At 62.9% G+C, this 23,622-nt stretch carries 25 protein-coding genes and 1 riboswitch; of the genes, 19 read left to right on the top strand and 6 right to left on the bottom strand.

Annotated elements, in window-relative coordinates:
• The first annotated feature begins 467 nt into the window (after positions 1 to 467).
• The 13 genes from cobT to ACQ4WZ_RS24520 all read left to right on the top strand — a co-directional run bounded on the left by cobT (position 468) and on the right by ACQ4WZ_RS24520 (position 13,329).
• Complete coding sequence (gene cobT / locus ACQ4WZ_RS24460; protein ID WP_436574717.1) at positions 468 to 1,508, top strand: nicotinate-nucleotide--dimethylbenzimidazole phosphoribosyltransferase; 1,041 nt, start codon at positions 468 to 470, stop codon at positions 1,506 to 1,508.
• A 4-nt stretch (positions 1,509 to 1,512) separates the two neighbouring features.
• The gene (locus ACQ4WZ_RS24465) at positions 1,513 to 2,319 is read left to right on the top strand and encodes an adenosylcobinamide-GDP ribazoletransferase (RefSeq protein WP_101483962.1); all 807 of its coding nucleotides are present in this window, start codon (positions 1,513 to 1,515) and stop codon (positions 2,317 to 2,319) included.
• 4 nt (positions 2,320 to 2,323) lie between these two features.
• Positions 2,324 to 2,878, top strand: coding sequence for a histidine phosphatase family protein (locus tag ACQ4WZ_RS24470; RefSeq protein ID WP_436574718.1), 555 nt, complete (start codon positions 2,324 to 2,326; stop codon positions 2,876 to 2,878).
• Positions 2,879 to 2,922: 44 nt separating this feature from the next.
• Positions 2,923 to 3,163, top strand: a riboswitch (cobalamin riboswitch).
• Positions 3,164 to 3,290: 127 nt separating this feature from the next.
• Positions 3,291 to 5,162, top strand: coding sequence for a TonB-dependent receptor domain-containing protein (locus ACQ4WZ_RS24475; RefSeq protein WP_436574719.1), 1,872 nt, complete (start codon positions 3,291 to 3,293; stop codon positions 5,160 to 5,162).
• An 89-nt stretch (positions 5,163 to 5,251) separates the two neighbouring features.
• Entirely contained in the window at positions 5,252 to 6,277 is a 1,026-nt protein-coding gene (locus tag ACQ4WZ_RS24480; protein WP_436574720.1) for a FecCD family ABC transporter permease, read from the top strand.
• Complete coding sequence (locus ACQ4WZ_RS24485; RefSeq protein WP_436574721.1) at positions 6,274 to 7,041, top strand: ABC transporter ATP-binding protein; 768 nt, start codon at positions 6,274 to 6,276, stop codon at positions 7,039 to 7,041. Before ACQ4WZ_RS24480 ends, ACQ4WZ_RS24485 begins: the two co-directional genes overlap by 4 nt.
• 2 nt (positions 7,042 to 7,043) lie before the next feature.
• The gene (cobO, locus tag ACQ4WZ_RS24490) at positions 7,044 to 7,688 is read left to right on the top strand and encodes a cob(I)yrinic acid a,c-diamide adenosyltransferase (RefSeq protein ID WP_133988597.1); all 645 of its coding nucleotides are present in this window, start codon (positions 7,044 to 7,046) and stop codon (positions 7,686 to 7,688) included.
• 7 nt (positions 7,689 to 7,695) lie between these two features.
• Entirely contained in the window at positions 7,696 to 8,262 is a 567-nt protein-coding gene (gene cobU / locus ACQ4WZ_RS24495) for a bifunctional adenosylcobinamide kinase/adenosylcobinamide-phosphate guanylyltransferase (protein WP_436574722.1), read from the top strand.
• A complete protein-coding gene (gene cbiB / locus ACQ4WZ_RS24500; RefSeq protein ID WP_436574723.1) occupies positions 8,256 to 9,209 on the top strand; it encodes an adenosylcobinamide-phosphate synthase CbiB in 954 nt (317 codons plus the stop codon). The genes cobU and cbiB overlap by 7 nt, the downstream gene beginning before the upstream one ends.
• Complete coding sequence (gene cobD, locus ACQ4WZ_RS24505; RefSeq protein WP_436574724.1) at positions 9,202 to 10,188, top strand: threonine-phosphate decarboxylase CobD; 987 nt, start codon at positions 9,202 to 9,204, stop codon at positions 10,186 to 10,188. The genes cbiB and cobD overlap by 8 nt, the downstream gene beginning before the upstream one ends.
• Positions 10,185 to 11,084 (top strand): cobalamin-binding protein, encoded by a 900-nt coding sequence (locus ACQ4WZ_RS24510; RefSeq protein WP_436574725.1) that lies wholly within the window; start codon positions 10,185 to 10,187, stop codon positions 11,082 to 11,084. Before cobD ends, ACQ4WZ_RS24510 begins: the two co-directional genes overlap by 4 nt.
• On the top strand, positions 11,081 to 11,878 hold the full coding sequence (locus tag ACQ4WZ_RS24515) for an ABC transporter substrate-binding protein (RefSeq protein WP_436574726.1): 798 nt from the start codon (positions 11,081 to 11,083) through the stop codon (positions 11,876 to 11,878). The genes ACQ4WZ_RS24510 and ACQ4WZ_RS24515 overlap by 4 nt, the downstream gene beginning before the upstream one ends.
• Complete coding sequence (locus ACQ4WZ_RS24520) at positions 11,875 to 13,329, top strand: cobyric acid synthase (protein ID WP_436574727.1); 1,455 nt, start codon at positions 11,875 to 11,877, stop codon at positions 13,327 to 13,329. The genes ACQ4WZ_RS24515 and ACQ4WZ_RS24520 overlap by 4 nt, the downstream gene beginning before the upstream one ends.
• A gap of 3 nt (positions 13,330 to 13,332) precedes the next feature.
• On the opposite strand, the gene ACQ4WZ_RS24525 is transcribed toward ACQ4WZ_RS24520, so the two are convergent.
• Positions 13,333 to 14,487: a hypothetical protein gene (locus tag ACQ4WZ_RS24525; RefSeq protein WP_436574728.1), complete on the bottom strand. Its 1,155-nt coding sequence runs from the start codon at positions 14,485 to 14,487 to the stop codon at positions 13,333 to 13,335.
• A 207-nt stretch (positions 14,488 to 14,694) separates the two neighbouring features.
• Here ACQ4WZ_RS24525 and ACQ4WZ_RS24530 point away from each other — a divergent pair, with 207 nt between their 5' ends.
• The 6 genes from ACQ4WZ_RS24530 (at position 14,695) to yacG (ending at position 20,114) form a co-directional block, all read left to right on the top strand.
• Positions 14,695 to 16,167 carry a DHA2 family efflux MFS transporter permease subunit gene (locus ACQ4WZ_RS24530; RefSeq protein ID WP_243857848.1) on the top strand — a complete coding sequence of 491 codons (1,473 nt, stop codon included), beginning with the start codon at positions 14,695 to 14,697 and terminating at the stop codon, positions 16,165 to 16,167.
• Between the two features lie 73 nt (positions 16,168 to 16,240).
• Positions 16,241 to 17,437 carry a type II secretion system F family protein gene (locus tag ACQ4WZ_RS24535; protein ID WP_101483948.1) on the top strand — a complete coding sequence of 399 codons (1,197 nt, stop codon included), beginning with the start codon at positions 16,241 to 16,243 and terminating at the stop codon, positions 17,435 to 17,437.
• 107 nt (positions 17,438 to 17,544) lie between these two features.
• Positions 17,545 to 18,414, top strand: a complete 870-nt coding sequence (locus tag ACQ4WZ_RS24540) for a prepilin peptidase (protein ID WP_133988604.1) — start codon at positions 17,545 to 17,547, stop codon at positions 18,412 to 18,414.
• A 34-nt stretch (positions 18,415 to 18,448) separates the two neighbouring features.
• Positions 18,449 to 19,096 (top strand): dephospho-CoA kinase, encoded by a 648-nt coding sequence (gene coaE / locus ACQ4WZ_RS24545; protein ID WP_101483946.1) that lies wholly within the window; start codon positions 18,449 to 18,451, stop codon positions 19,094 to 19,096.
• Positions 19,097 to 19,158: 62 nt separating this feature from the next.
• Positions 19,159 to 19,914 (top strand): cell division protein ZapD, encoded by a 756-nt coding sequence (gene zapD, locus ACQ4WZ_RS24550; RefSeq protein WP_133988606.1) that lies wholly within the window; start codon positions 19,159 to 19,161, stop codon positions 19,912 to 19,914.
• An 11-nt stretch (positions 19,915 to 19,925) separates the two neighbouring features.
• Entirely contained in the window at positions 19,926 to 20,114 is a 189-nt protein-coding gene (gene yacG / locus ACQ4WZ_RS24555) for a DNA gyrase inhibitor YacG (protein ID WP_101483945.1), read from the top strand.
• Between the two features lie 3 nt (positions 20,115 to 20,117).
• On the opposite strand, the gene ACQ4WZ_RS24560 is transcribed toward yacG, so the two are convergent.
• The 5 genes from ACQ4WZ_RS24560 to argJ all read right to left on the bottom strand — a co-directional run bounded on the left by ACQ4WZ_RS24560 (position 20,118) and on the right by argJ (position 23,542).
• Positions 20,118 to 20,534 (bottom strand): PIN domain-containing protein, encoded by a 417-nt coding sequence (locus ACQ4WZ_RS24560; RefSeq protein ID WP_436574729.1) that lies wholly within the window; start codon positions 20,532 to 20,534, stop codon positions 20,118 to 20,120.
• Between the two features lie 6 nt (positions 20,535 to 20,540).
• Positions 20,541 to 20,750: a FitA-like ribbon-helix-helix domain-containing protein gene (locus tag ACQ4WZ_RS24565; RefSeq protein ID WP_101483943.1), complete on the bottom strand. Its 210-nt coding sequence runs from the start codon at positions 20,748 to 20,750 to the stop codon at positions 20,541 to 20,543.
• A 259-nt stretch (positions 20,751 to 21,009) separates the two neighbouring features.
• Positions 21,010 to 21,444, bottom strand: a complete 435-nt coding sequence (locus ACQ4WZ_RS24570) for an NUDIX domain-containing protein (protein ID WP_101483942.1) — start codon at positions 21,442 to 21,444, stop codon at positions 21,010 to 21,012.
• Positions 21,441 to 22,307 carry an ATP-binding protein gene (locus ACQ4WZ_RS24575; RefSeq protein WP_101483941.1) on the bottom strand — a complete coding sequence of 289 codons (867 nt, stop codon included), beginning with the start codon at positions 22,305 to 22,307 and terminating at the stop codon, positions 21,441 to 21,443. Before ACQ4WZ_RS24575 ends, ACQ4WZ_RS24570 begins: the two co-directional genes overlap by 4 nt.
• On the bottom strand, positions 22,304 to 23,542 hold the full coding sequence (argJ, locus tag ACQ4WZ_RS24580; RefSeq protein WP_101483940.1) for a bifunctional glutamate N-acetyltransferase/amino-acid acetyltransferase ArgJ: 1,239 nt from the start codon (positions 23,540 to 23,542) through the stop codon (positions 22,304 to 22,306). The genes ACQ4WZ_RS24575 and argJ overlap by 4 nt, the downstream gene beginning before the upstream one ends.
• Positions 23,543 to 23,622 lie beyond the last annotated feature (80 nt).

Below are 23,622 nucleotides of genomic sequence, written 5' to 3' on the forward strand. Positions count from 1 at the left end.
CATTTTATTGGCACCGTCTTGCGACGGGTCGCTCACTCAAAAAACTGACAGGCTACTTCCGAAGAAGTATCCTATTTCATTATTTCTTGTGAACATTTGATATTTTAAGTTTTACAGTGATCCGAAGATCACTGCTGCACTTACATCAAATGCCCACACTTATCGACTGTTAATTGTTAAAGAACTGTGATCGGTACTGCTTTCGCGCTATCGACAAAGCGTTGTGTTTGTCAGCTGCGAAGAAGGAAGAGTATGAAGCGTTTCGGCCATTTCGTCAACCCCGTTTTTCAGCGCATTGCACTTAAAAACTTTTCTCACTTTACTCGGCATTTGCATGCGTCGTTCAGCGAGGGGGCGAATTATAGCCCTGCCCCGCACGCCCCGCAAGGGCTATTTTGCAGCTGAGCAAATATTGCTGTGTGATATCGTAGCGCCGGAAATACCCTGCCACATCCACCTTGACTGCCATGCCTATCCCACACATCACCCCCACCGCCAATCCCGTACTGGCCAGCGCACTCGAACACGCCATCAATAGCAAGACCAAGCCGCTGGGCAGTCTGGGCCTATTGGAAACCCTGGCCCGCCAGATCGGCCTGATCCAGCAAAGCGCGCAACTAGCATTGCGCCAGCCTGCCATCATCGTTTTCGCGGCCGACCATGGCGTGGTCGCCGAAGGCATTTCCGCCTATCCACAAAGCGTGACCTGGCAAATGGTGGAAAACTTCCTCGGCAATGGCGCAGCCATTAACGTCTTTGCCCGCCAGTCCGATTGCGCCCTCTATATAGTTGATGCTGGCGTGAACCATGATTTCGGCCCGCGCGACGGCTTGCTTGATCGCAAGCAGGGTCCCGGCACCCGCAACTTTGCCAACGAACCCGCCATGAGCCAAGAACAATGCATGGCCGCCATGCAGGCCGGGATGGACCTGGTCGCCACGCTCGACGGCAATGTGCTGGGCTTTGGCGAGATGGGCATCGGCAACACCACCGCTGCTGCCGCCCTGATGCACAAGCTTACGCAAACGCCTGTCACCGAGTGCGTGGGCGCCGGTACCGGCCTGTCAAAGGAAGGCATACTACACAAACAGCATGTGATCGAAGCTGCCATCGCGCATCACGCGGCAGTCAATGAGCCACTCGACGTACTGGCCACCTTCGGTGGTTTCGAAATCGCCATGATGGCCGGCGCCATGCTCAAAGCAGCCGAGCGGCGCATGATTTTGCTGATAGATGGATTCATCGTCAGCAGCGCCCTGCTGGTGGCGGCGCGGCTGCAGCCTGCCATCCTCGATTACTGCGTGTTTTCGCACTGCTCCGATGAAAACGGCCACCGCCAGCTGCTGGCCAGCCTGGGCGCGCGTCCGCTGCTGCACCTCGATTTACGCCTCGGTGAAGGCACGGGTTCGGCCCTGGCCTTGCCGCTGCTGCACGCAGCCGTCAACTTCATGCGCGAGATGGCGACCTTCGCCTCGGCCCAGGTCAGCGAAAAGTCCACGCCAGACTAAGATCATGACCAATCCCGTTTCCGCCGCAGTCCACCAGTGCCGCCTGTTCTTCATTGCGCTGCAGTTCTTCACGCGTCTGCCCATCCCGCGCTGGGTGGGTTTCGAGCCGGACTGGCTGCAGCACGCCTCGCGCTACTTCCCCCTGGTGGGCGTGGTGGTGGCAGCTATCAGTGGCGCCGTGTATCTGGTAGCCAGCTCGCTCCTGCCAGCACCAGTGGCCGTGCTGCTGGCCGTCGCCGCGGGCATTTATCTGACGGGCGCCTTCCATGAAGACGGCTTCGCTGACATGTGCGATGGCTTTGGCGGCGGCATGACGCGCGAACGGGTGCTGGAAATCATGAAGGATTCGCGCATCGGCGCGTATGGCGCCATCGGCATTCTCAGCCTGCTGGCCATCAAGTGTGCGGCCCTCGCATCGCTGCCACCTGCCACGGTGGTGGCGACCTTATTCATCGCCCATCCACTTTCACGACTGGCCGCCGTTTCCCTGATCTGGCTCATGGACTATGCGCGCGACGAAGGCAAGTCCAAGCCAATGGCGCAAGAGATGAGCACCAGTGAATTCGTCATTGCCGCTACCTGCGGCCTGCTGCCCGCCATCGTCTGCGGCGCCTTGGGGATATTTTACTGGGCCGCGCTGGCCTTTGCCGTCGTGGCGGCGGCAGCTGCCGCTTTCTGGCTGGGCCGAAAGTGCCAGCACCGCCTGCAAGGCTATACGGGCGACTGCCTTGGCGCCGTGCAGCAATTGGCGGAAGTGGCGGTCTATCTGGCCATCCTGTCCAGCTTCCAACCACCCACACGCTTCTATTAACAGCATGCGCCTGATCCTCGTCCGCCACCCCACGCCGCAAGTGACCAGCAGCACCTGCTATGGCTGCAGCGATGTGGCGGTGGCACCGCAAGAAATAACCACGGTGCGCGCCAGTCTGCAAGCCACTTTGCCGACCGGCGTCCCGCTCTACGCCAGTCCGCTGCGCCGCTGCGCCGACCTGGCGGCAGCCTTGGCGCAAGACTTGCTTGCCAGCGCCCTGCACTTCGACGCGCGGCTGGCGGAGATGGATTTCGGTGCCTGGGAAATGCAGCCCTGGCACGCGATTGCGCGCGCGGACATCGATGCCTGGGCTGCCGACCTGGCCCACTACCGCCCCGGCGGCGGCGAGAATGTGCTGGCGATGGCCACCCGCGTCGATGCGTTTTTAGGCGATCTGTTGCGCGAAAAACACGAAACAGCCGTCATCATCTGCCATGCGGGCACCATCCGCCTGCTGTCAGCATTGCAAGCCCGGCTGCCATTGGAAGAAACTGCCCTTCTGGCCGCTCATTCGGCCCACAAAATCGCCTATGGTGCGACGGTCGTCGTCGATTTCTGATATCGAATCGTCCAGCCAGACATTTCAGTCTACGCCCACTGCACGTATAATGACCGGGTTTTGGTGCTCGCGCTCATGTCCATGAGCGCAGTTAAACGGGAAACACGATGCCGCAACCGCGGCGAACGTGTGCTGCCCCCGCAACGGTAAGCAAGTGTCGCCACTCCCGACAGGAAGCGGTCGACTAGCTATCTCTGACAACCACTGTGCCGCAATTATCAAGCATGGGAAGGTGGGATAGCCGTACTTGCCAGCCCGGATACCGGCCAGGACAGGTGGAAGTGTGCGAACGGGGATGTTCGCGATCCGAATGGCTGCTAGCCATCTTCGATCGTCATCGTCAGTTCCCACTTCTGTTCAATCTGGCCTACGGGGACGTCGGCTGGTTGCATATTACTAACTGAAAATTATCATGACCCATGCTGTTTCCCGCCACGCGGCGCTCACGTCGCTCGCGCTAGCTATTGCCGCACCAGCCGCTTTCGCTCAATCCACGCCGGACACCTTCGACCCCATCGTCGTCACCGCCAACCGCTATCCACAGCACCTGAGCGAAGTGTTGAGCGATACGCAGACCATCAGCGCGGAAGACATCGCGCGTTCTGGTGCTGGCTCGCTGGTCGACCTGCTGCAAAAGCAGCGCGGTATTGAAGTGAGCCGCAACGGCGGCGCAGGCACCTCGGCCAGCGTGTTCATCCGCGGCGCGAACAGCAATCAGAATATCGTCCTGGTCGACGGCGTGCGCATCGGTTCGTCCACCCTGGGCACGGCCAACTGGAGCGCTCTGCCCCTGTCGAGCATCGACCGTGTTGAAATCGTCTATGGTCCATTAAGCACCATGTATGGCGCCGATGCCATCGGGGGCGTCATACAGATCTTCACCAAGAAAGGCGACGGCGCCACGCGCTTTTCCGCTTTCGCTGGTTACGGCAGCAACAACACGCGCCAGGCTGAAGCCAGCGTTGCCGGCTCGACGGGTGGAGTGAACAGCTTCAGCTACGCACTGGCAGCAGGCAAGGAAAAATCGGATGGCTACTCCGCTTCCAAGCTGGGCGCCTCTTCGTTCACCTACAACCCGGACAAGGACGGCTACGAAAAGGAAAGCGTCAGCGGCCAATTCGGCTATCAGATGGCCAAAGGCCATGAAGTCGGCCTGGTATTCCTGAATAGCGAACTGAAAGCCCAGTACGACGCCGGCCCAGGTTACGATGCGCGCAGCAACCAGAAACTGCAAAACGTCTCCGTCTTCACGAAGAACGAATTCCTGCCCAACTGGACCAGCGAATTGCGCTACGCGGAAGCACGCGACAAGTCGGGCGATGACAGCAGCGCGGCATCGTATGGCAAAAGCCAGATCGACACCAGGCAGACCGACATCACCTGGCAGAACGACATCCGTATCGGCCGCGACAATCTGCAACTGCTGGCCAGCTACCGCGATGAAGACGTCATGTCGAGCAGCACGCCGGAAGTGACGGGCGCACGCAATACCAAGTCCTACGCAGCGGCATACAACATGGTGCGCGGCGCGCACCTGTTTAATATCAGCGGCCGCCGCGACGACAACTCGGCATTCGGCTCGCACAACACGGGCAGCATCGCCTACGGCTACCGCATCAGCAATGCGCTGCGCGCAAACGCCAGCTATGGCACCAGCTTCCGCGCACCGACCTTCAATGAGCTGTACTACCCCGGCTACGGCCTGGCATCGAACAAGCCGGAAACTGGCCGCAATGCGGAATTTGGCCTGCACTACAACGACGGCGTATCGCAAGCCAGCGCGACCTACTACCATAACAAGGTCACAGACCTGCTGGTCAACACCACGCCATGCCCGGACCCGCTGTTCAACGGCAGCTATGGTTGCGCCTACAACGTCAACAAAGCCCTGCTCGAAGGCGTGACCCTGGCAGCCAGCCGCAAGTTCGGCGCCTTCAATGTCAGCGGCAACATAGACCTGCAAGACCCACGCGACGAAACCAAGGACAAGCAGCTGCAGCGCCGTGCCAAGCAGCACGCCAACTTCGCTGTTGACTACACGCTGGGCGCGCTGACCTCGGGCGCCGAATGGCAGCTGTCTGGCAAACGCTACGACGATGCCGCCAACAAGAATGTCCTGGGCGGCTATGGCCTGGTCAATCTGTACGCCACCTACCAGTTCGCCCGCGACTGGTCGATGCTGGCACGCTGGAACAACATCGCCAATAAAGACTATGAACTGGCCCGCTTCTACGCGACACCAGGTTCGAAAGTCTTCGTCGGCATACGCTACGGCATGAAATAAGCACATGGCTATGATGTAAACTGCGGGCGATGGCATCGTGGTCACCGCCCGCAGTTGCAGTTCTGCAGTTCCCGATTTTAAGGCAGTACATGCACCCATTTTTCCGCAACATGCGCCACCGCGCCACCGTGATCCTCACGGTGCTGGTCGTGTGCGCCGTTGCCAGCCTGATTTTCTCCGGCATGATCGGTTCGATCGCGATTCCGCTCGCCGACCTGCCTTCCGCCCTGTTCCATGTAATACAGGGCAAGACCGATACCCTCGCCGCCACCCTGCTCGACCTGCGCCTTGGCCGCGCGCTGACCGCCTTTGTCACGGGCGCGGCACTGTCGCTGGCGGGCCTGATGATGCAGGCCCTGCTGCGCAATCCCCTGGCCGACCCGTATGTGCTGGGCATTTCCGCTGGCGCCTCCGTGGGCGCGCTGGCCGCGCTGCTGTTCATGTGCGCGCTGTGGGTGGTCGACGCGGCCGCCTTTGCAGGCGCCGTCGGCGTGTCCATGCTGCTGTATCTGTTTGCCCGCCGCGACCTGCGCGGCGGCACGGCGGCCGAAGGCGGCGCCTCGCTCTTGCTGCTGACGGGCGTGATCCTGGCCTCGGCCTGCATGGCCATCGTCACCCTGATGCTTTCCATCGCCCCGGAAAGCCGCTTGCGCAGCATGGTGTTCTGGATGATCGGCGACCTGTCTGGCGCCCCCGCGCGGCTGATGCCCTGGCTGATGCTGGCCGGCGCCATGGTCTTTGCACTGCGCTGCGCACGTTCGCTGAACGTCATGGCCCTGCACGCGGAAGCAGCCAGCACACTGGGCGTGCGCGTGGGCGCGCTGCGCAAGGGCCTGTTCTTCTGTTCCGGCCTGCTCACGGCCAGCGCCGTCACCAGCGCCGGCAGCGTGGGTTTTGTCGGCCTGATCGTGCCGCATGCGCTGCGCTTTGCCTGCGGCCCCGATCATCGCCTGCTGATACCGGCGGCCGCACTGGCCGGCGGTACCTTCCTGGTATTGGCCGATACCTTGGCGCGCACCGTGCTGGCGCCCTTGCAGTTGCCCGTCGGCGTGGTGACAGCCATGATCGGTGCGCCCGTCTTCCTGTACCAACTGCACCGATTACGCCGCACATGATACGTACTTACCAACTCGGCCTGAAGGCAGGCACACGCTCGCTCGTGGAAAACCTCACCTGGCACATCAAGGATGGCGAGTGCTGGAGCGTGATCGGCCGCAATGGCGCGGGTAAAAGCACCTTGCTGCGCACCCTGGCAGGCTTGCGCGAACCGGATGCGGGCCATGTGACGATACAGGGCCGCGCCCTGATCGACTGGCCGCTCGATGAGCTAGCGCGCGAACGAGCCTTCCTGGCGCAAGCGCGGCATGACGCGTTCTCGTACCGCGTCATCGAAACCGTGCTGTCGGCGCGCCACCCGTATCACGACAACCATTACTGGGAAGGCAGCGACGACCAGCGCATCGCCCTGGCTGCGCTGGCCTCGATGGAAGTGGAGCAGCTGGCCGAACGCGACGTGCGCAGCCTGTCCGGCGGCGAACGCCAGCGCGTGGCGATTGCCGCCATGCTGGCGCAGGATACGCCCCTGCTGCTGCTAGACGAACCAGCCAATGCACTGGACCTGGCGCACCAGGTCAGCGTCATGGGCCTGCTGTCGAAACTGTGCCGCGAACAGAATAAAACCGTGGTGATGGTGGGGCATGATCTGAACCTGGCGCACAGCGTCTCGACCCATGCGCTGCTGCTGATGGGCGACGGCGGCTGGCTGGCCGGCCCCGTGGCCGAGGTGATGCAGGCATCCATCCTGAGCGACTACCTGGGCCACCCGATCGAGATCATCGCCCACGGCAAACGCAAGATATTCATACCGAAAGAGGATTAAACATGAGCGACAACACACCCGTCGATGCGCAAACCGCAGCCAACACCGCAGCCATCAACGAACGCCACCGCGTGCGCATGGAGAGAAAAAAGGCCATCATCGACGCAGCCATTGCCAAGGCCGACAAGGAAATCGGCATCATCATCGTCAACACGGGCAATGGCAAGGGCAAGAGTTCGAGCGGCTTCGGCATGGCCATCCGTGCCATGGGCCACGGGATGAAAGTGGGCGTGGTGCAGTTCATCAAGGGCGCCATGTCGACTGGCGAGGAAAAATTCCTGCGCCGCTTCCCCGACGAAATCAGTTTTCATGCGATGGGCGAAGGCTATACCTGGGAAACGCAGAACCGCGAACGCGACATCGAAAAGGCCGAACTGGCATGGGAGCAGGCGAAGACCTTCCTGGCCGACCCCAGCTACGGCCTGGTGCTGTTCGACGAACTCAATATCGCCCTCAAATACAACTACCTCGACGTGCACAAGGTCATTGCCGACCTGCTGGAACGCCCGGCCATGCAGCACGTGGTCATCACGGGCCGCGGCGCACCGGACGAACTGATCGCCATCGCCGACACCGTCACCGAGATGGCCGTCGTCAAACATGCGTACGCGGCCGGCATCGGCGCACAAATCGGCACCGAGTGGTAACAGTGCCATGACGCGCATCCTGGTCTTCGGCGGCGCCCGTTCCGGCAAGAGCGCCTATGCGGAAAAGCTGGCCCGCGAGTCGGGCAAGGAAGTCGTCTATATCGCCACCGCGCAGGCGGGCGACGGCGAAATGGCCACGCGCATCGCGCATCACCGGGTACAGCGTCCGGCCGAGTGGGCCACCCAGGAAGAACCGCTGCGCCTGGGCGACGCCATCCTGCGGGAAGCACGGCCCGGCCGCCTGCTGCTGGTTGACTGCCTGACCCTGTGGCTGACGAATCTGATGTTTTCCACCGGCGAGACGTATCCGGACGTGGGCGACATCGCCCTGCCCGAACTGTTCCACAGCGAGCGCGCGCACCTGCTGCACGCGCTGGCCGAAATCGGCGATACCGGCTGCGACATCGTGCTGGTATCGAACGAAGTGGGCATGGGCATCGTGCCCTACGGCGCCATCTCGCGCTGCTTCACCGATGAAGCGGGCCGTCTGAACCAGGCCGTAGCGGCCATCTGCGACAGGGCCGCGTTTGTCGCCGCCGGCCTGCCGCTGTACCTGAAAGGCGCCCCATGCTGAGTGGCTTGTCGCTGTCCATGCTGGCAGGCCTGATGACGGCCGGCGTACTGCTCGATCTGATCCTGGGCGAGACGCGCCGCTGGCATCCGCTGGTGGGCTTTGGCCGCCTCGCCAGCGCGCTCGAATGCCTGCTGAACCGGGGCCATGGTCGTTTCCTGCGCGGCGCGCTGGCGTGGCTGCTGGCCGTGCTGCCGATCAGCTATGCCGCCTACTGGCTGTGCGGCCTGGCCGGTGCGGCCCTGCATGTCTTCCTGCTGTATCTGTGCCTGGGCTTGCGCAGCCTGCGCGACCACAATCGACCGATCGCCGATGCCCTGGCCATCGATGACCTGGACAACGCGCGCCTGCTGACGGCGCGCATCGTCAGCCGCGACACGGCCAACGCCGACGCGGCCAGCCTGGCCAAGGCCAGCACGGAATCCTTGCTGGAAAACGGCAACGACGCCGTCTTCGGCACCCTGTTCTGGTTTGCCGTGGCGGGCGGCCCCGGCGCCGTGCTGTTCCGCCTGGCGAATACGCTCGACGCCATGTGGGGCTACCGCACTGCGCGCTATGACTGGTTCGGCTGCTGCGCTGCGCGCATCGACGATATCCTCAATTACCTGCCGGCGCGCCTGACGGCTCTGTCCTATGTCTTGCTGGGCAAGACCATGGCGGACAAGCAGCGCGCCTGGCACTGCTGGCGCAGCCAGGCCCCCGACTGGGGCAGTCCAAACGCGGGGCCCGTGATGGCCAGCGGCGCCGGCGCCCTCGGCCTGGCCTTGGGTGGCGACGCCATCTACGACGGCAAGCTGGAACGCCGCCCGCCGCTGGGTGCCGGGCGTCCCGCCGAAGCGCGCGATATCGACCGCGCCTGGCGCCTGGTGGCCGAAACGGCCGTGCTGTGGCTAATCTGGGTGGCGCTGCTGGCCGGTCTGTACTACCTGCGGGGGAAATACCTTGCTTGAACATGGCGGCAATCTGCGCGACGCCGCGCGCGAGTATGGACGACCAATCGCCGACTGGATCGACCTGTCAACCGGTATCAACCCGCACTGGTATGTAGCGCCAGCGCCTGACGCCAATGCCTGGCATCGGCTGCCGGAAGCCGATCCCGCGCTGGCGGCCGCCGCCTGCGCATATTACGACGCGCCAGCCATGCTGCCGGTTGCCGGCACGCAGGCTGCCATCCAGGCCCTGCCCCGGCTGCGACCACCGTCACGCGTGGTGGTGGCCGCACCATCGTATGCGGAACATGCGCACCACTGGGGCCAGCACGGCCACGCATTACGCCAAGTGCCGTATGCGCAGCTGGCCGATGCCGTCGACCACTGCGACGTGCTGGTCATCTGTAACCCGAACAACCCCACGGGCGAGCGCATCGCGCCCGAAATATTGCTGGACTGGGCCGCCAAGCTGGCTGCGCGCGGCGGCTGGCTGGTTGTCGATGAAGCGTTTGGCGACACGGAAATGCAAGCCACCCTGGGTCCGCATACGCATCGACCAGGCCTGATCGTGCTGCGCTCCATCGGCAAATTCTTTGGCCTGGCGGGACTGCGCCTGGGCTTTGTCGCCGCCCATGCTGCGCTGCTGGCCCAGCTGGCCGACATGCTGGGACCGTGGAGTGTCAGCGGCCCGGCACAACACGTGGCGCTGGCAGCCTTGAGCGATACGCACTGGCAGGCGGAAATGCGAGAACGCCTGCGCGGCGAAGGCGCCCGCCTGCGCCAGCTATTGGTCGCGCACAGTATCCCCAGCAGCGGCACGGCGCTGTTTCAGTGGTGGCCAGAAGAGCGCGCCGAGACATTCTGGCGCCACATGGCAGAATCAGGCATCTGGGTGCGCCTGTTCCGCCACGCCGCTCATGGCATCCGCCTGGGCCTGCCCCCCGACGAACACGCCTGGCTGCGCCTGCAGCAGACCCTCACCACATGGAATCACACATGAACCACTTGAAAACCACATTGCTGCTGGCCGGACTGATCTCGCTGCAGGCGCATGCCGCCATCACCGTGCGCGACGACGACGGCAATACCGTCACCGTGGAAAAACCGGCGCAGCGCATCCTGGCGCTGGCGCCGCATGTGACGGAACTGCTGTTCGCGGCCGGTGGCGGCGACAGGATCACCGGTGTCGTCAGCTATAGCGACTACCCGGAAGCGGCAAAGAAGATCACGCAAGTGGGCGACAACCGCCAGTACGACATGGAGCGCATCATCGCCATGAAACCGGACCTGATCGTCGTCTGGATGCATGGCAGCGCCGAGCGCCAGATCGCCATGCTGCGCCAGCTGAAGGTGCCCATCTATCACAGCGAGCCGCGCAAATTGGCCGACATCCCCGACAGCATGGAGCGCCTGGGCCAGCTGATGGGCACGGAAAAAACGGCCAAACCGGCCGCCGCCCTGCTGCGCGCCAAGCTGGCCAGCCTGACGGCGCAATACGCGCAGCGTCCGCCCGTGCGCGTGTTTTACCAGGTGTGGGATAAACCCTTGTACACCTTGAGCGGCGCGAGCATCATCAGCGACTCCATGCGCGTGTGCGGCGGCCAGAATGTGTTTGCAGGGATGAAGGTGGTGGCACCCGTCGTCACGCCGGAGGGCGTGCTGCAGGAAGACCCGGAAGTCATTTTCGGCACCAGCGAAAAAAGCGATCCGCGCAGCGAAGGCGGCCTGAGCATGTGGCGTGCCTTCCCCTCCATGACTGCCGTGCGCAAGAATAACCTGTTCCGCCTGAATGGCGACCTGCTGAACCGCGCCGGCCCGCGCATGATCGAAGGTACGGTCGCCATGTGCGAGCAGCTGGAAGTGGCCCGCCAGCGCCGTACCAAAGCTGCTCAATGAGTCACTACCAACGCATCGCCTGCCTGTCGACGGAAGCCGTGGAGACACTGTATGCGCTGGGTGCGGAAGACGTCATCGCGGGCATTTCCGGCTTCACCGTGCGTCCGCCACGGGCGCGCGAGGAAAAAATCAAGATCAGCGGCTTTTCGTCCGCGAACCTGGAACGCATCCTGGCCATCCGGCCCGACCTGGTGATCGGCTTTTGCGACATGCAGGCTGATATCTGCCGTGACCTCGTCAAGGCCGGCATCGAAGTCCATCAGTTCAACCAGCGCTCGGTGGAGGGCATCCTGCGCATGATCGCCGTACTGGCCGCGCTGGTGCAGCGCGAGGAAGCGGGCCGTATACTGATCGCCAGCCTGCGCGCCGAGATCGCCGCCGTCCAAGCCCGCGCCGCCTCCTGGGTGCGCAAGCCGGTGATTTACTTTGAAGAGTGGAACGATCCCCTGATGAGCGGCATCGGCTGGGTAGCGGAATTGATCGGCATCGCTGGCGGAACTGACGCCTTCCCGGAATTGTCCGCGCATGCTGGCGCCAGGGAGCGCATCATCGCCGATCCTTTGGCCGTGGTGCGGCGCGCGCCCGACATCGTCATCGCCAGCTGGTGCGGCAAGAAATTCCAAGCCGCGCAACTGGCGGCACGCCCTGGCTGGGACGCGATTCCCGCCGTACAGAACCAGATGCTGTTCGAAATCAAGTCGCCCGACATTCTTTCTCCCGGTCCGGCCGCCATCACAGAGGGCTTACGCCAGATCAGCGATATCGTCGCGCAGTGGCAGGAGCGACAACCATGAAAAGCCCCTTCCCCGCCCTGATGGTGCAAGGCACGACGTCCGACGCGGGCAAGAGCACCGTCGTCGCGGCCCTGTGCCGACTATTGAAGCGCCGTGGCGTGACTGTCGCGCCGTTCAAGCCGCAAAACATGGCATTGAATAGCGCCGTGACGGCGGACGGCGGAGAAATCGGCCGCGCCCAGGCTTTGCAGGCACTGGCCTGCGGCATTGCGCCGCACACGGACATGAATCCGGTGCTGCTGAAGCCTTCGTCGAACACGGGCGCGCAGGTGATCATCCATGGCAGGGTGCGCGCCGAGATGGATGCGCGCGACTACCAGCAATACAAGACCATCGCCATGGGTGCCGTGCTGGAGTCGTACGCGCGACTGCGCCAGCAGTACGACGCTGTCGTCGTCGAAGGCGCGGGCAGCCCCGCCGAAGTCAACCTGCGCGCGCGCGACATTGCCAACATGGGCTTTGCCGAAGCCGTCGACTGCCCCGTGATCCTGGTGGCCGACATCGACCGGGGCGGCGTCTTCGCCCACATCATCGGCACCCTGGCCTGTCTGTCCGACAGCGAGCGCGCGCGCATCCTCGGCTTTGTCATCAACCGCTTCCGCGGCGACATCTCGCTGCTGCAACCCGGCATCGACTGGCTGGAGCAGCAGACGGGCAAGCCCGTGCTGGCCGTGCTGCCCTATCTGCAAGGCCTGTTCCTAGACGCGGAAGATGCCGTGGAAGCGATGCAGGCAGAACGCGGCGCCTTCAAGGTGGTGGTGCCGCAACTGCCGCGCATCAGCAACCACACGGATGTCGATGCGCTGCGCGCCCACCCCGGCATCGACCTGCAATTCATCCAGCAAGGACAGCCGATTCCGCCTGCCGACCTGGTGATTCTGCCCGGCAGCAAGAACACGCGCGGTGACCTGGCCTGGCTGCAGCAGCAGGGCTGGCCCGCCTATCTGGCGAAGCACCTGCGCTACGGCGGCAAGGTGCTGGGTATCTGCGGCGGCTTCCAGATGCTGGGGCAGTCCGTACACGACCCGCTGGGAGTGGAAGGCGCAGCGGGAGAGTCAACGGCGCTGGGATTGCTCGACATGATGACTGAACTGACGGCGGAAAAACGCCTGCAACAGGTGGCGGGGCACTGCGTCTTTGCCGGCGCGGCCGGCGCACCCGTAGCCGGCTACGAAATCCACATGGGCGTCTCGCAGGGCGCCGCCCTGCGGCAGCCGGCGTTCATGATCGATGGACGACCGGAAGGGGCCGTATCGGGCGACGGGCAAATCCTGGGCAGCTATTTGCACGGCATGTTCGATACGCCCGCCGCATGTTCGGCGCTACTGCGCTGGGCGGGGCTGGACTCCGGCCACACGGTAGACACCGCCGCCCTGCGCGAAGCCAGCCTGGAGCGCATCGCCGACGCGGCGCTGCCGCTGCTGGCCGCCCTGGAGCAAATCAGACGCTAGTGACTACTTTTTCAGGCACATGCCCATGTACGAACGGTCGGTCGAAAACTCGATTGTCAAGCTCGACGACACGGGCATGAACATCGAATAGTCGGCTGGCACATCGGCAGGGTCCTTGAACACGGCGATGCCATCGAAATCGACGGCTTGCGCGCCCAGGCCCAGCTTGTTGACGGTGATGGTTTCCGCATGCGCCTTGCCGGTGGTGTTGTTCGTCAGGGTGGCTGTGCTGCCGGCAACGACGATGTTCGCGCTGATGCCCTGCGCCGCACAAGCGTAGTTGCCATTGATTTCCGTGCCGATCTTCTGTTGTTTCGCAGCCACGATGGTGCCCACGCGCATGACGTTTTCCTGGTTCCGGCTATAGCGGTCGATGAACAGCGCCAGCCCCCGGTCCCCCGCATGCACATGCACGATGCCGAAGTCCTGGCCACCCTGGCGGGCGACGAGCAAGCCATTGTTTGCATCCTTGACCAGAGTCAGGCTGGCGTTTTCCGCTTCCAGTTGCGGCGATACTGCAGAGCACACGCCTTGCGCATTAAACACGCCGCCATTGCACAATTGGGCCGCTCCGTCGGCTGCAATCTTGAGACTGCCTTTCGGATTGAAACGGTCAGCGCCGTTCGATGCATTGCGCATGGCACCGAGGAAAATATAGCTGCCGGCCAGCTTGGCCACATCACCGACCGCATAGCCGCTGCCGCTGACGGTTGAGACCATGCTACCCAATTTGATATTGCCCGACAGTAGACGCGTGCGTGCATCGACAGTAACGCTGAAATCTGTCGCCGTGTAGGTGGTCAAATTGCCGGTGGTAGTAGCGCTGAACGTGCCGCTGCGGTCGCTCAAGCCGAACTGCGTCGACAACACGCGGATGGCATAGGTTTTCTTGACGCTGTCAAACGTGATGCGCCAGGTGTCGCCGATATCGGCGGCCACGTCATAGACGCTTTCGTCAGCGCTGGCACCGGCAATGACATTCAGGCCAGCCTCTTTCGCCACGGCTGCCGATGCCACCGTCACGCTGTCGGCAGGGATGACGGGAGGCGTCACCACGATGGGTGGCTTGGCGGGTGCTTCCGGCGTGCCGCCATCGCTGCCGCCACCGCATGCGGACAGGGCCGCGCCCAGGACAAGGAAGGTAAGTGCATTTTTCATGTATGTGACTTTCGGGAAAGGAGGAGGCCGGAGCTGCCAGAAAACACATGCTAGCCTTGCCCGCAATCTATTGCCATGGAACAAATGTTCCATGGACTCTGCCACCGGCACGCTGTCAAAATGGATGGCGCGGGCGGCACGCCTGCGCCATTTATGTGACAATTCATCGTACTGTCGGCTCCGTTTCTCCTCCTCAGGCTCGCATCCATGACAAGTTCCCCCGTTAAAAGCTACCTTCCCTGGGTGGTTGCCACCGCCCTATTCATGGAGCAACTCGACTCCACCATCGTCAACACCGCCATCCCCGCCATGGCCGCCAGCCTGCATGTGACGCCGCTCAGTCTCAAGGCTGTCGTCACCAGCTACATCCTGAGCCTGGCCGTGTGCATTCCCATCAGCGGCTGGATGGCCGACCGCTTCGGTACGCGGCGCGTGTTTTCCGCCGCCGTTGCCATCTTCACCATCGCCTCCATCCTGTGCGGTCTGTCCGTGAATGCGCCCATGCTGGTGGCCGCGCGCCTGCTGCAAGGGGTGGGCGCGGCCATGATGATGCCGGTGGGCAGGCTCACCATCATCCGCACGTTTCCCAAGTCGCAATTACTGGCGGCCATGAATTTCGTCATCATCCCCGCCTTGATCGGGCCCCTGCTGGGCCCCACGGTGGGTGGTTTGATCGTGCACTGGCTGTCGTGGCGCGAGATTTTCTTCGTCAACGTCCCCGTCGGCCTGGCGGCGCTGTACCTGGCGCACCGCTACATGCCCGATTACTACGGCGACAAACCCCGTCCGCTGGACCTGATCGGCCTGGTGCTGTTCGGCACGGGCATCGCGCTGCTGTCCTGGCTGCTGGAAATCTTTGGCGAGCACAAGATCGACCCTACCTCGGCGGCCGTACTGCTGTTCATTTCCATCAGCCTGCTCGCCGCGTACGCCTGGCATTCGAGCGAAGTGCTGCACCCGCTGCTGCGCCTGACCCTGTTCAAGATCCGCACCTTCCGCGTCTCAGTGGTAGGCGGCTTCGTCACCCGCCTGGGCGTGGGCGGCCTACCCTTTCTCTTGCCGCTGCTTTACCAGCTGGGTCTGGGCTTGCCCGCCTGGCAGTCGGGCTTGCTGATGATGCCGTCGGCCGCTGCCGCCATGGGCATGAAATTCATTTCCGCGCGCGTGCTGGCCCGCTTCGGCTACCGCCAGGTATTGATCGTCAATACTGTGCTGATCGGCATCACCATCGCCATGTTTTCGCAAGTAGGCGCGGGTACACCGCTGTACGTGATCGTCGCTATCAGCCTGTGCATGGGCTTTTTCAATTCGCTGCAATTTTCCAGCATGAACACCATCGCGTATGCCGACGTCGACAAGGCCGACTCCAGCATGGCCAGCACCATCGCCAGCTCGATGCAGCAACTGTCGATGAGCTTTGGCCTGGCCTTCGGTTCGCTGATCACGGGCTGGTACCTTGGCGACATGCCGCAGTCGGACCGCGCCATGCTCAGCACGGCCCTGCACCACGCCTTCCTCACCCTCGCTGCCCTGACGGTGCTGTCCTCGCTGACGTTCTGGACCTTGCGCCGCGACGATGGCGAAAGCATCAGCAAGGGCACGGACAGCGACGAGGAAGAAGCGGCCGACGTGAAAGCCCAGGCCCTTGTGCAAACGGAAGTACAAACCACAAAAAGCTGAGCCAGATCAAGCTTGCCGCCAGCGCGGCTGGTGCTTTTGCCTGACGCTGCTACCGTGATGGCAGGAGGTGCGCATGGTGGTCGAGCGGCGGTTTGCATGGAAGGGCACCGACCGCCATGGCAAGGCGGTCGATGGCATCTTGCGCGCCGCCGATGCCACCGCAGCCGGCATGGCCTTGCGGCGCCAGGGCATCCTCGCCACCAGGGTACAGGCTGCTCGCGCCGCGCCAGGCAAGGCCATCACGCATAAGGATATTGCACTGTTCACGCGCCAGCTGTCGACCATGATGGCGGCCGGCGTGCCACTGCTGCACGCCTTCGACATCGCCGGCAAGGGCCATGCCAAACCCGCCGTCACCGAGCTGATGCGAGACTTGCGCCACGACATCGAAGCGGGCAGCAGCCTGCAGCAGGCCTTCCGCCAGTTTCCGTTACTGTTTGACGAGCTGTATTGCAACCTGCTGGCGGCCGGCGAACAGGCGGGCATCGTGCAGAACTTGCTGGCGCGCCTGGCCACGCACCAGGAAAAATCCATCGTGCTGCGGCGGCAAGTACGCGGCGCACTGATGTATCCGCTGGCCATCGTACTCGTCGCCATCGTCGTCACGGCCATCATCATGAGCGTGGTCGTGCCCGCCTTCCGCCAGGTATTCGACAGCTTCGGTGCGCCATTGCCCCTGCCCACCCTGGTCGTCATGGGCTTGTCGGCCTTTCTCGTGCGCTACTGGCTGGCCTTGCTCGCGACGCTGCTGCTGGCCTGCCTGTTATCGCACCTGGCCTGGCGCCGCTGGCCCGCCTTGCGGCGCAACGTGCAACTGCGGGCATTGCGCCTGCCCGTGTTCGGCCCACTGTTGCGCAAGGCGGCGATTGCCCGCTGGACGCGCACCCTGGCCGCCATGTTTGCCGCCGGCGTGCCACTGCTCGACTCGCTCGGCCTGGTGGGCGCCGCCTCCGGCCACGCGCTGTACCAGGAGGCAACGATGCGCATCGAGCGTGAAATCCGCGCCGGCGGCAGCCTGGCCTTGGCCATGGAGCACAGCGCCGTGTTTCCCCCGCTGCTGACGCAACTTGCCCTGATCGGCGAGCAATCGGGTGCCCTCGACGCCATGCTGTCGCGCGCTGCCGAGATCATCGAGGCGGACATCGACGCCACGGTGGCCACCCTTTCCGCGCTGCTGGAACCGGCGCTGATAGTGGTGCTGGGCGTGCTGGTCGGTTCACTCGTGATTGCCCTGTATTTGCCGATTTTCAAGCTGGGCGCCGTGATTTGACATCGCGCCCCGCGCAAAACGTCCCCACGTGCTGGCAGATGTTTTACACTACGGCAATGCCAGGCAATGTTTGCGCGGCAACGATCTTCACCTCAGACAAATCCACCATGCTGCAAGATACCCTGCTGTTCGCTGCGCCCGGCACCCTGCCCGTCGCCCTTGTCGCCGCCCTGTTCGGCCTGATCGTCGGCAGCTTCCTGAATGTGGTGATCCACCGCGTGCCAAAAATGATGCAGCGTGAATCCGATAATTACGTGGCGGAAGAAAGCGGCTTGCCCTTGCCGCATACGGACCGCTACAACCTGATGCTACCGCATTCGAACTGCACCGCTTGCGGCCACCGCATCACCGCCATGGAAAATATCCCCGTCATCAGCTACCTGCTGCTGCGCGGCAAGTGCAGCGCCTGCCAGGCGCCCATCTCCGTGCGCTATCCGCTGGTGGAACTGCTGACGGCTGCACTGTCGGCCATCTTGATCTGGCACTTCGGCAGCGGCTGGACGGGCCTGGCCACCCTCGTGTTTGCCTGGCTGCTGATCGCCATGACCTTCATCGATGCCGACACGCAAATGCTGCCGGACGACCTGACCTTTCCCTTGCTGTGGGCGGGTCTGCTGGTCAATATCAATGGCACCTTCGTGCCCCTGCAGGATGCCGTCATCGGCGCCGCCGCCGGCTATCTGACCCTGTGGGCCGTCTATTGGGCCTTCAAGCTGGCGACAGGCAAGGAGGGAATGGGCTATGGTGACTTCAAATTGCTGGCGGCGCTCGGTGCGTGGCTCGGCTGGACCATGCTGCCGACGATCATATTATTGTCGTCGCTGGTCGGTGCCGTGGTTGGCATCGGCCTGATCGTGTTTGCCAAGCGGGGACGCGACAAACCGATTCCATTCGGCCCCTACCTGGCGGCGGCAGGCCTGATTGCGCTGCTGTACGGCACGCCCCTATCGCGCCTCACGCTCGGGCTGACCAGCTGACCCGCACGGCGCTGCACACCCTATGGATAAACACATGCAACGACAAGACGCCCCTTATTTCAGCGTGGGACTCACCGGCGGCATCGGTTGCGGCAAGAGCACGGTGGCCGACCTGTTCGCCGCGCGCGGCGCCACCATTGTTGACACCGACCTGATCGCGCACAGCCTGACGGCGCCCAATGGCGCGGCCATGCCAGCCCTGGTGGCGGAATTTGGTCCCGACTACGCCGATGCGCGCGGGGCCCTCGACCGTACCAGGATGCGCAAGCTCGTGTTTTCCGACGCCGCCGCCAAGGCAAGACTGGAAGCCATCCTGCATCCGCGCATCCGCCAGGCCACCCTGGCGGCCGCCGCCGCAGCGACGGGCAGCTATGTGATCTTTGCCGTGCCCTTGCTCGTCGAGTCCGGCGGATGGGTGGAGCGTGTCAACCGCGTGCTGGTCATCGATTGCCTGGAAAGCCTGCAAGTGTCGCGCGTGATGGCGCGCAATGGTTTATCGGAAGAACAAGTCAACGCCATCATGGCGACGCAAGCCACGCGCGCCATGCGCCTGGCGGCGGCGGACGATGTGATCGACAATAACGGCGATTTGGCCGCCCTGGAGCCGCAGATTGCCCAGTTGCACGATTTATATCTGGCATTTTCAAAAAGAATGGCCGGAATCGGGCCGCAACGTTTGTAATTTGTCGACGCTTGGTTCAAAATCACGGGATTGTTTGCAGGTCCTTACTTAAGGGAATTATTTTGATTGTCTACGAATACCCTTTCAACGAACGCATACGTACCTTGTTGCGGCTGGAAGACCTGTACGACAAATTCAAGTTCTTCATCCAGCAAGAGCACGCAATGCAGCATCATGTTGCCTTGGCAACTATTTTCGACATGCTCGAAGTGGCCGGCCGCGCCGACCTGAAGTCCGACCTGTTGCAGGAACTCGAGCGCCAGCGCCAGAGCCTGCTGGGCTACCGCAGCAATCCGAATGTGGAGCCGGAAACCCTGGACGCCATCCTTGGTGAACTCGACAGTGTCAGCGGCGCCCTGGTGGCGGCGCAAGGCAAGACGGGCCAGAATATCCGCGACAATGAATGGCTGATGAGCATCCGCGGCCGTACCATCATCCCGGGCGGCGCCTGCGAATTTGACTTGCCGTCCTACTTTGCCTGGCAAAAACGCAGTTCCGAGCAACGCCTGACCGACATCCACGCCTGGTTTGCCCCGCTGGCACCGCTGTTCGATGCACTGGCCCTGGTATTGCGCCTGCTGCGCGATTCCGGCGGACCCGTTAAACTGATCGCCAATGGCGGCAGCTACCAGCAGATGCTGCAAGGCAAGGTGTATCAGATGCTGCGCTTGAGCCTGGATGAAAACAGCGGCGCCATCCCGGAAATTTCCGCCAACAAATATATGCTGTGGGTACGCTTCACCACCCAGGGCGGCGACCTGAAGCCCAAGCCGCTGGAAGAAGATATCCCGTTCGAGCTCACGCTCTGTAATTTTTAACTGTTATTACCATGACCGTCGTAAACTGCCCTACCTGTGCCGCCAAAGTCGAATGGACTGAGGCCAACAAATTCCGCCCCTTCTGCTCGGAGCGCTGCAAGCAGATCGACCTGGGCGCCTGGGCCGAAGAAAAATACACGATCCCCGCCGCCGATCCATTCGAAGATCCGCTGGCTGACGAAGACAACAAACCGCAGTAATTCTCAGCGGAACGGATTTTCCAGGCGCAAACCCTTCGCCCTGAAACCGTCGAGCCTGCCACTAAGCACCGTCAAGCCATAGGCAATACCCATCGCAGCAATCTGTCCATCCACGCCGTGCGCGTGGCCGCGACCATGCACGCGCGAGCACACAAGCGCGCAATCGAGGTCGAATTCCAGCAGCCGCGGCGCGTACTCTGCCAGCACGGCTTGCAGCCAGCCTTCCAGTGCCAGTGCCTCCAGCGCCGCTTCGCGCCGCCAGCTGCGCTGTATGCCTGCGCGCAATTGCGCAATCACCTGCACCGGCACATAGCGCGCTTCAGGCGGCACCCTTTCGAAAAAAGTGACCACGCCTGCCGGCGCAGCGCCGCCCTTGCGCGCCGCGATGATCACATCCGTATCGATCAGGTAGGCGGGCATGGCGGCTCAGGAGCGGCGTTCGAAATCCGTGTCGGGTCCCACGTCGGGCATGCTGCGCAAAATATCGTCGAGCGGGCGCTTCGGCAGGGGCCGCAAGGCGCTGCGCAAGATGTCGCGGTGCTCATCTTCGATGCTGCGCCCATGCGCACGGGCACGCTTGTGCAACGCGGCGATCAGCAATTCATCGGTATCGGTAAAGGTCAGTGTCAGCGGCATGCGAAACTCCCCGGTGCTTGATGCAAGTACTGTAGCGCAAAGCGCGCACGATACAAGGAAAGCAAGGGGAAAGTTTGCGCCAGCGCGCAGCATGGCGCTGCCCGCTGGCACAAGTAGACATTGACAACCCCTAACAAAACCGTAGCTAGCGGAAGTGAGAAGTGGCCAAGAAGCGCAACCGTATGAAGGTACGGGGGCGCCGAGCCGGTGAGCATCGCAGGCCGCCTATACCGACGCGCAGCAGGTTTTGATAGGTGTACTAAGCAGGCGCCAGGGATTCCCGGCGCACCTCATCGAGCCATTCCAGCAGGGGAATGGTGGCCGGCAGCAAGGGCTCCACACCGACTGTGCCCTGCCAGGCGAACGCCTGCCCTTCCAGGCTTTGCGGCTCGCCCCGCCAATCGCGGCTGATATAGAAATGCAGGCGCACATGGGCGTGAGGATACACATATTCTATGCCGCACCAGGCCTCTGCACTGTCGATATACAGCCCCAACTCTTCGACAAACTCGCGTTTCAAGGCATCGAGGATGGCCTCGCCCGGCTCGACTTTGCCGCCAGGAAATTCCCAATAGCCGTCATACGGCTTGCCTGCCGGGCGCTGGCCCAGCAGCACATCGCCATTCGGCTTCATCAGGATGCCAACGGCCACATCAACAGGCTGGACTTTATCCTTCAAGCTCACTTCGCTCATTGCGGCAGCTTTCCCGCGTAATCGCGCGCGAATTGCCAGGCCACTCGCCCCGAGCGCGAACCGCGCTGCAAGGCCCAGCGCAGGGCGTCGCCGCGCGCTTGCGCGATCTGTTCCGGCGTGCAGCCAAACGAGGCCAGCCAGTGCGCTGCGATATCGAGATAGTCGTCCTGCTTGAACGGGTAGAACGACAGCCACAGACCGAAGCGCTCGGACAGCGAGATTTTCTCTTCCACCGTCTCGCCCGGATGCAAATCGCCATCGTCGTCCGTCTTGTAGCTGGTGTTGTCCGACATGCGTTCCGGCATCAGGTGACGGCGATTCGACGTGGCGTAGATCAGCACATTGTCCGATTGTGCGGCGATGCTGCCGTCGAGCGCCACTTTCAGCGCCTTGTAGCCACTTTCGCCCTCTTCGAACGACAGGTCGTCGCAAAAGATGATGAAGCGCTCAGGACGCGCCGCCACCAGGTCGACGATGTCGGGCAAGTCGGCCAGGTCGGCCTTGTCCACCTCGATCAGGCGCAGGCCCTGGCCAGCGAACTGGTTCAGGCACGCCTTGATCAAGGAAGACTTGCCCGTACCCCGCGCACCCGTCAGCAGCACGTTGTTGGCCGGGCGGCTGGCAACGAACTGGCGCGTGTTCTGTTCAATTTGCGCTTTTTGCGGGCCGATATTGTGCAAGTCGTCCAAAGCGATGGACGACACGTGGGCCACGGCCTGCAGATACGCTGCTGCGCCCTGCCGCCGGCGCCAGCGGAAGGCAAAGCTGCTCCAGTCCGGCGCGGGCATCGGCTGCGGCAAGATCGCTTCCACCCTCGCCAGCAAGGCTTCGGCACGGATCAGGAATAGATCGAGACTGGTCATGAGCGATAGTCGGCGTTGATCGACACGTAGTCATGCGACAGGTCGCATGTCCACAGGGTCGCCTTGGCTTCGCCGCGAGCCAGCTTCACGCGAATGGTGATTTCGCTTTGCTGCATCACGCGCTGGCCATCCTGTTCCTGGTAGTCCGGGTTGCGGCCGCCATTCTTGGCCACCCACACGTCGTCAAGGTACAGGTTCAACTGGCCCACGTCCAGGTCGTCCACGCCCGCGTAGCCGATGGCGGCCAGGATGCGGCCCAGGTTCGGGTCGGAGGCGAAGAAGGCCGTTTTCACCAATGGCGAATGGGCGATGGAATAGGCGATCTTGCGGCATTCTTCCACGTTGCGGCCGTCTTCCACGGTCACGGTCATGAACTTGGTGGCGCCTTCGCCGTCGCGCACGATGGCTTGCGCCAGGAAGGTCGACAATTCGGTGACGGCAGCGGCCAGTTCCGCATAGTGTGGCGAATCGATCGAATCGATGACCAGGCTGCCGGCGCCCGTGGCGACCAGCATGAACGAGTCATTGGTGGACGTGTCGCCGTCGATGGTGATGCAGTTGAACGATTTGTCGGCCGCCTGCTTCACCAGCTGGTCGAGCACGGGCTGGGCCACGGTGGCGTCAAACGCCAAAAAGCCCAGCATGGTGGCCATGTTCGGCTTGATCATGCCGGCGCCCTTGCTGATGCCCGTCAAGGTGACCGTGTGGCCACCGATGGTGACCGTGCGCGAACCCGCTTTTGGCTGCGTGTCAGTGGTCATGATGGCTTCGGCGGCCGAGAACCAGTTGTCCGACGTCAGCGCGGCCACGGCTTGCGGCAAGCCGGCGACCAGGCGCTGCACGGGCAGGGGTTCGAGGATCACGCCGGTGGAAAACGGCAGAATTTGCTGCGGCGCACAGCCCAGCAGCTCGGCCAGCGCCGCGCAGCTGGCCTGCGCATCGGCCAGGCCCGATTCGCCCGTGCCCGCATTCGCGTTGCCCGTGTTGACCAGCAGCGCGCGGATCGGCGCGGCGCCAGCCGTCACGGCGGCCAGGTTGGCTTTCGAGATTTGCACGGGCGCAGCGCAGAAGCGGTTCAGGGTGAACACGCCAGCCACGGTGGCCGTCGGTGCCAGTTTCAATACCAGCAAATCCTTGCGGTTGGGTTTTTTGATGCCGGCTTCGGCAACACCGATTTCAATGCCGGCGACGGCTTTCAAGTCGGCGGCGACGGGCTTGGGAGAATTGACGGCCATAGGAGTTCTTCTGCGAGGGAAAATGGAAGCGCTATTGTAGCGCCTTCGCGGCGCCGTTGAACATGCACGCCCGTAAATTG

It is taken from the genome of Janthinobacterium darwini (assembly GCF_051380905.1).
Taxonomy (GTDB): Bacteria; Pseudomonadota; Gammaproteobacteria; order Burkholderiales; family Burkholderiaceae_D; genus Janthinobacterium.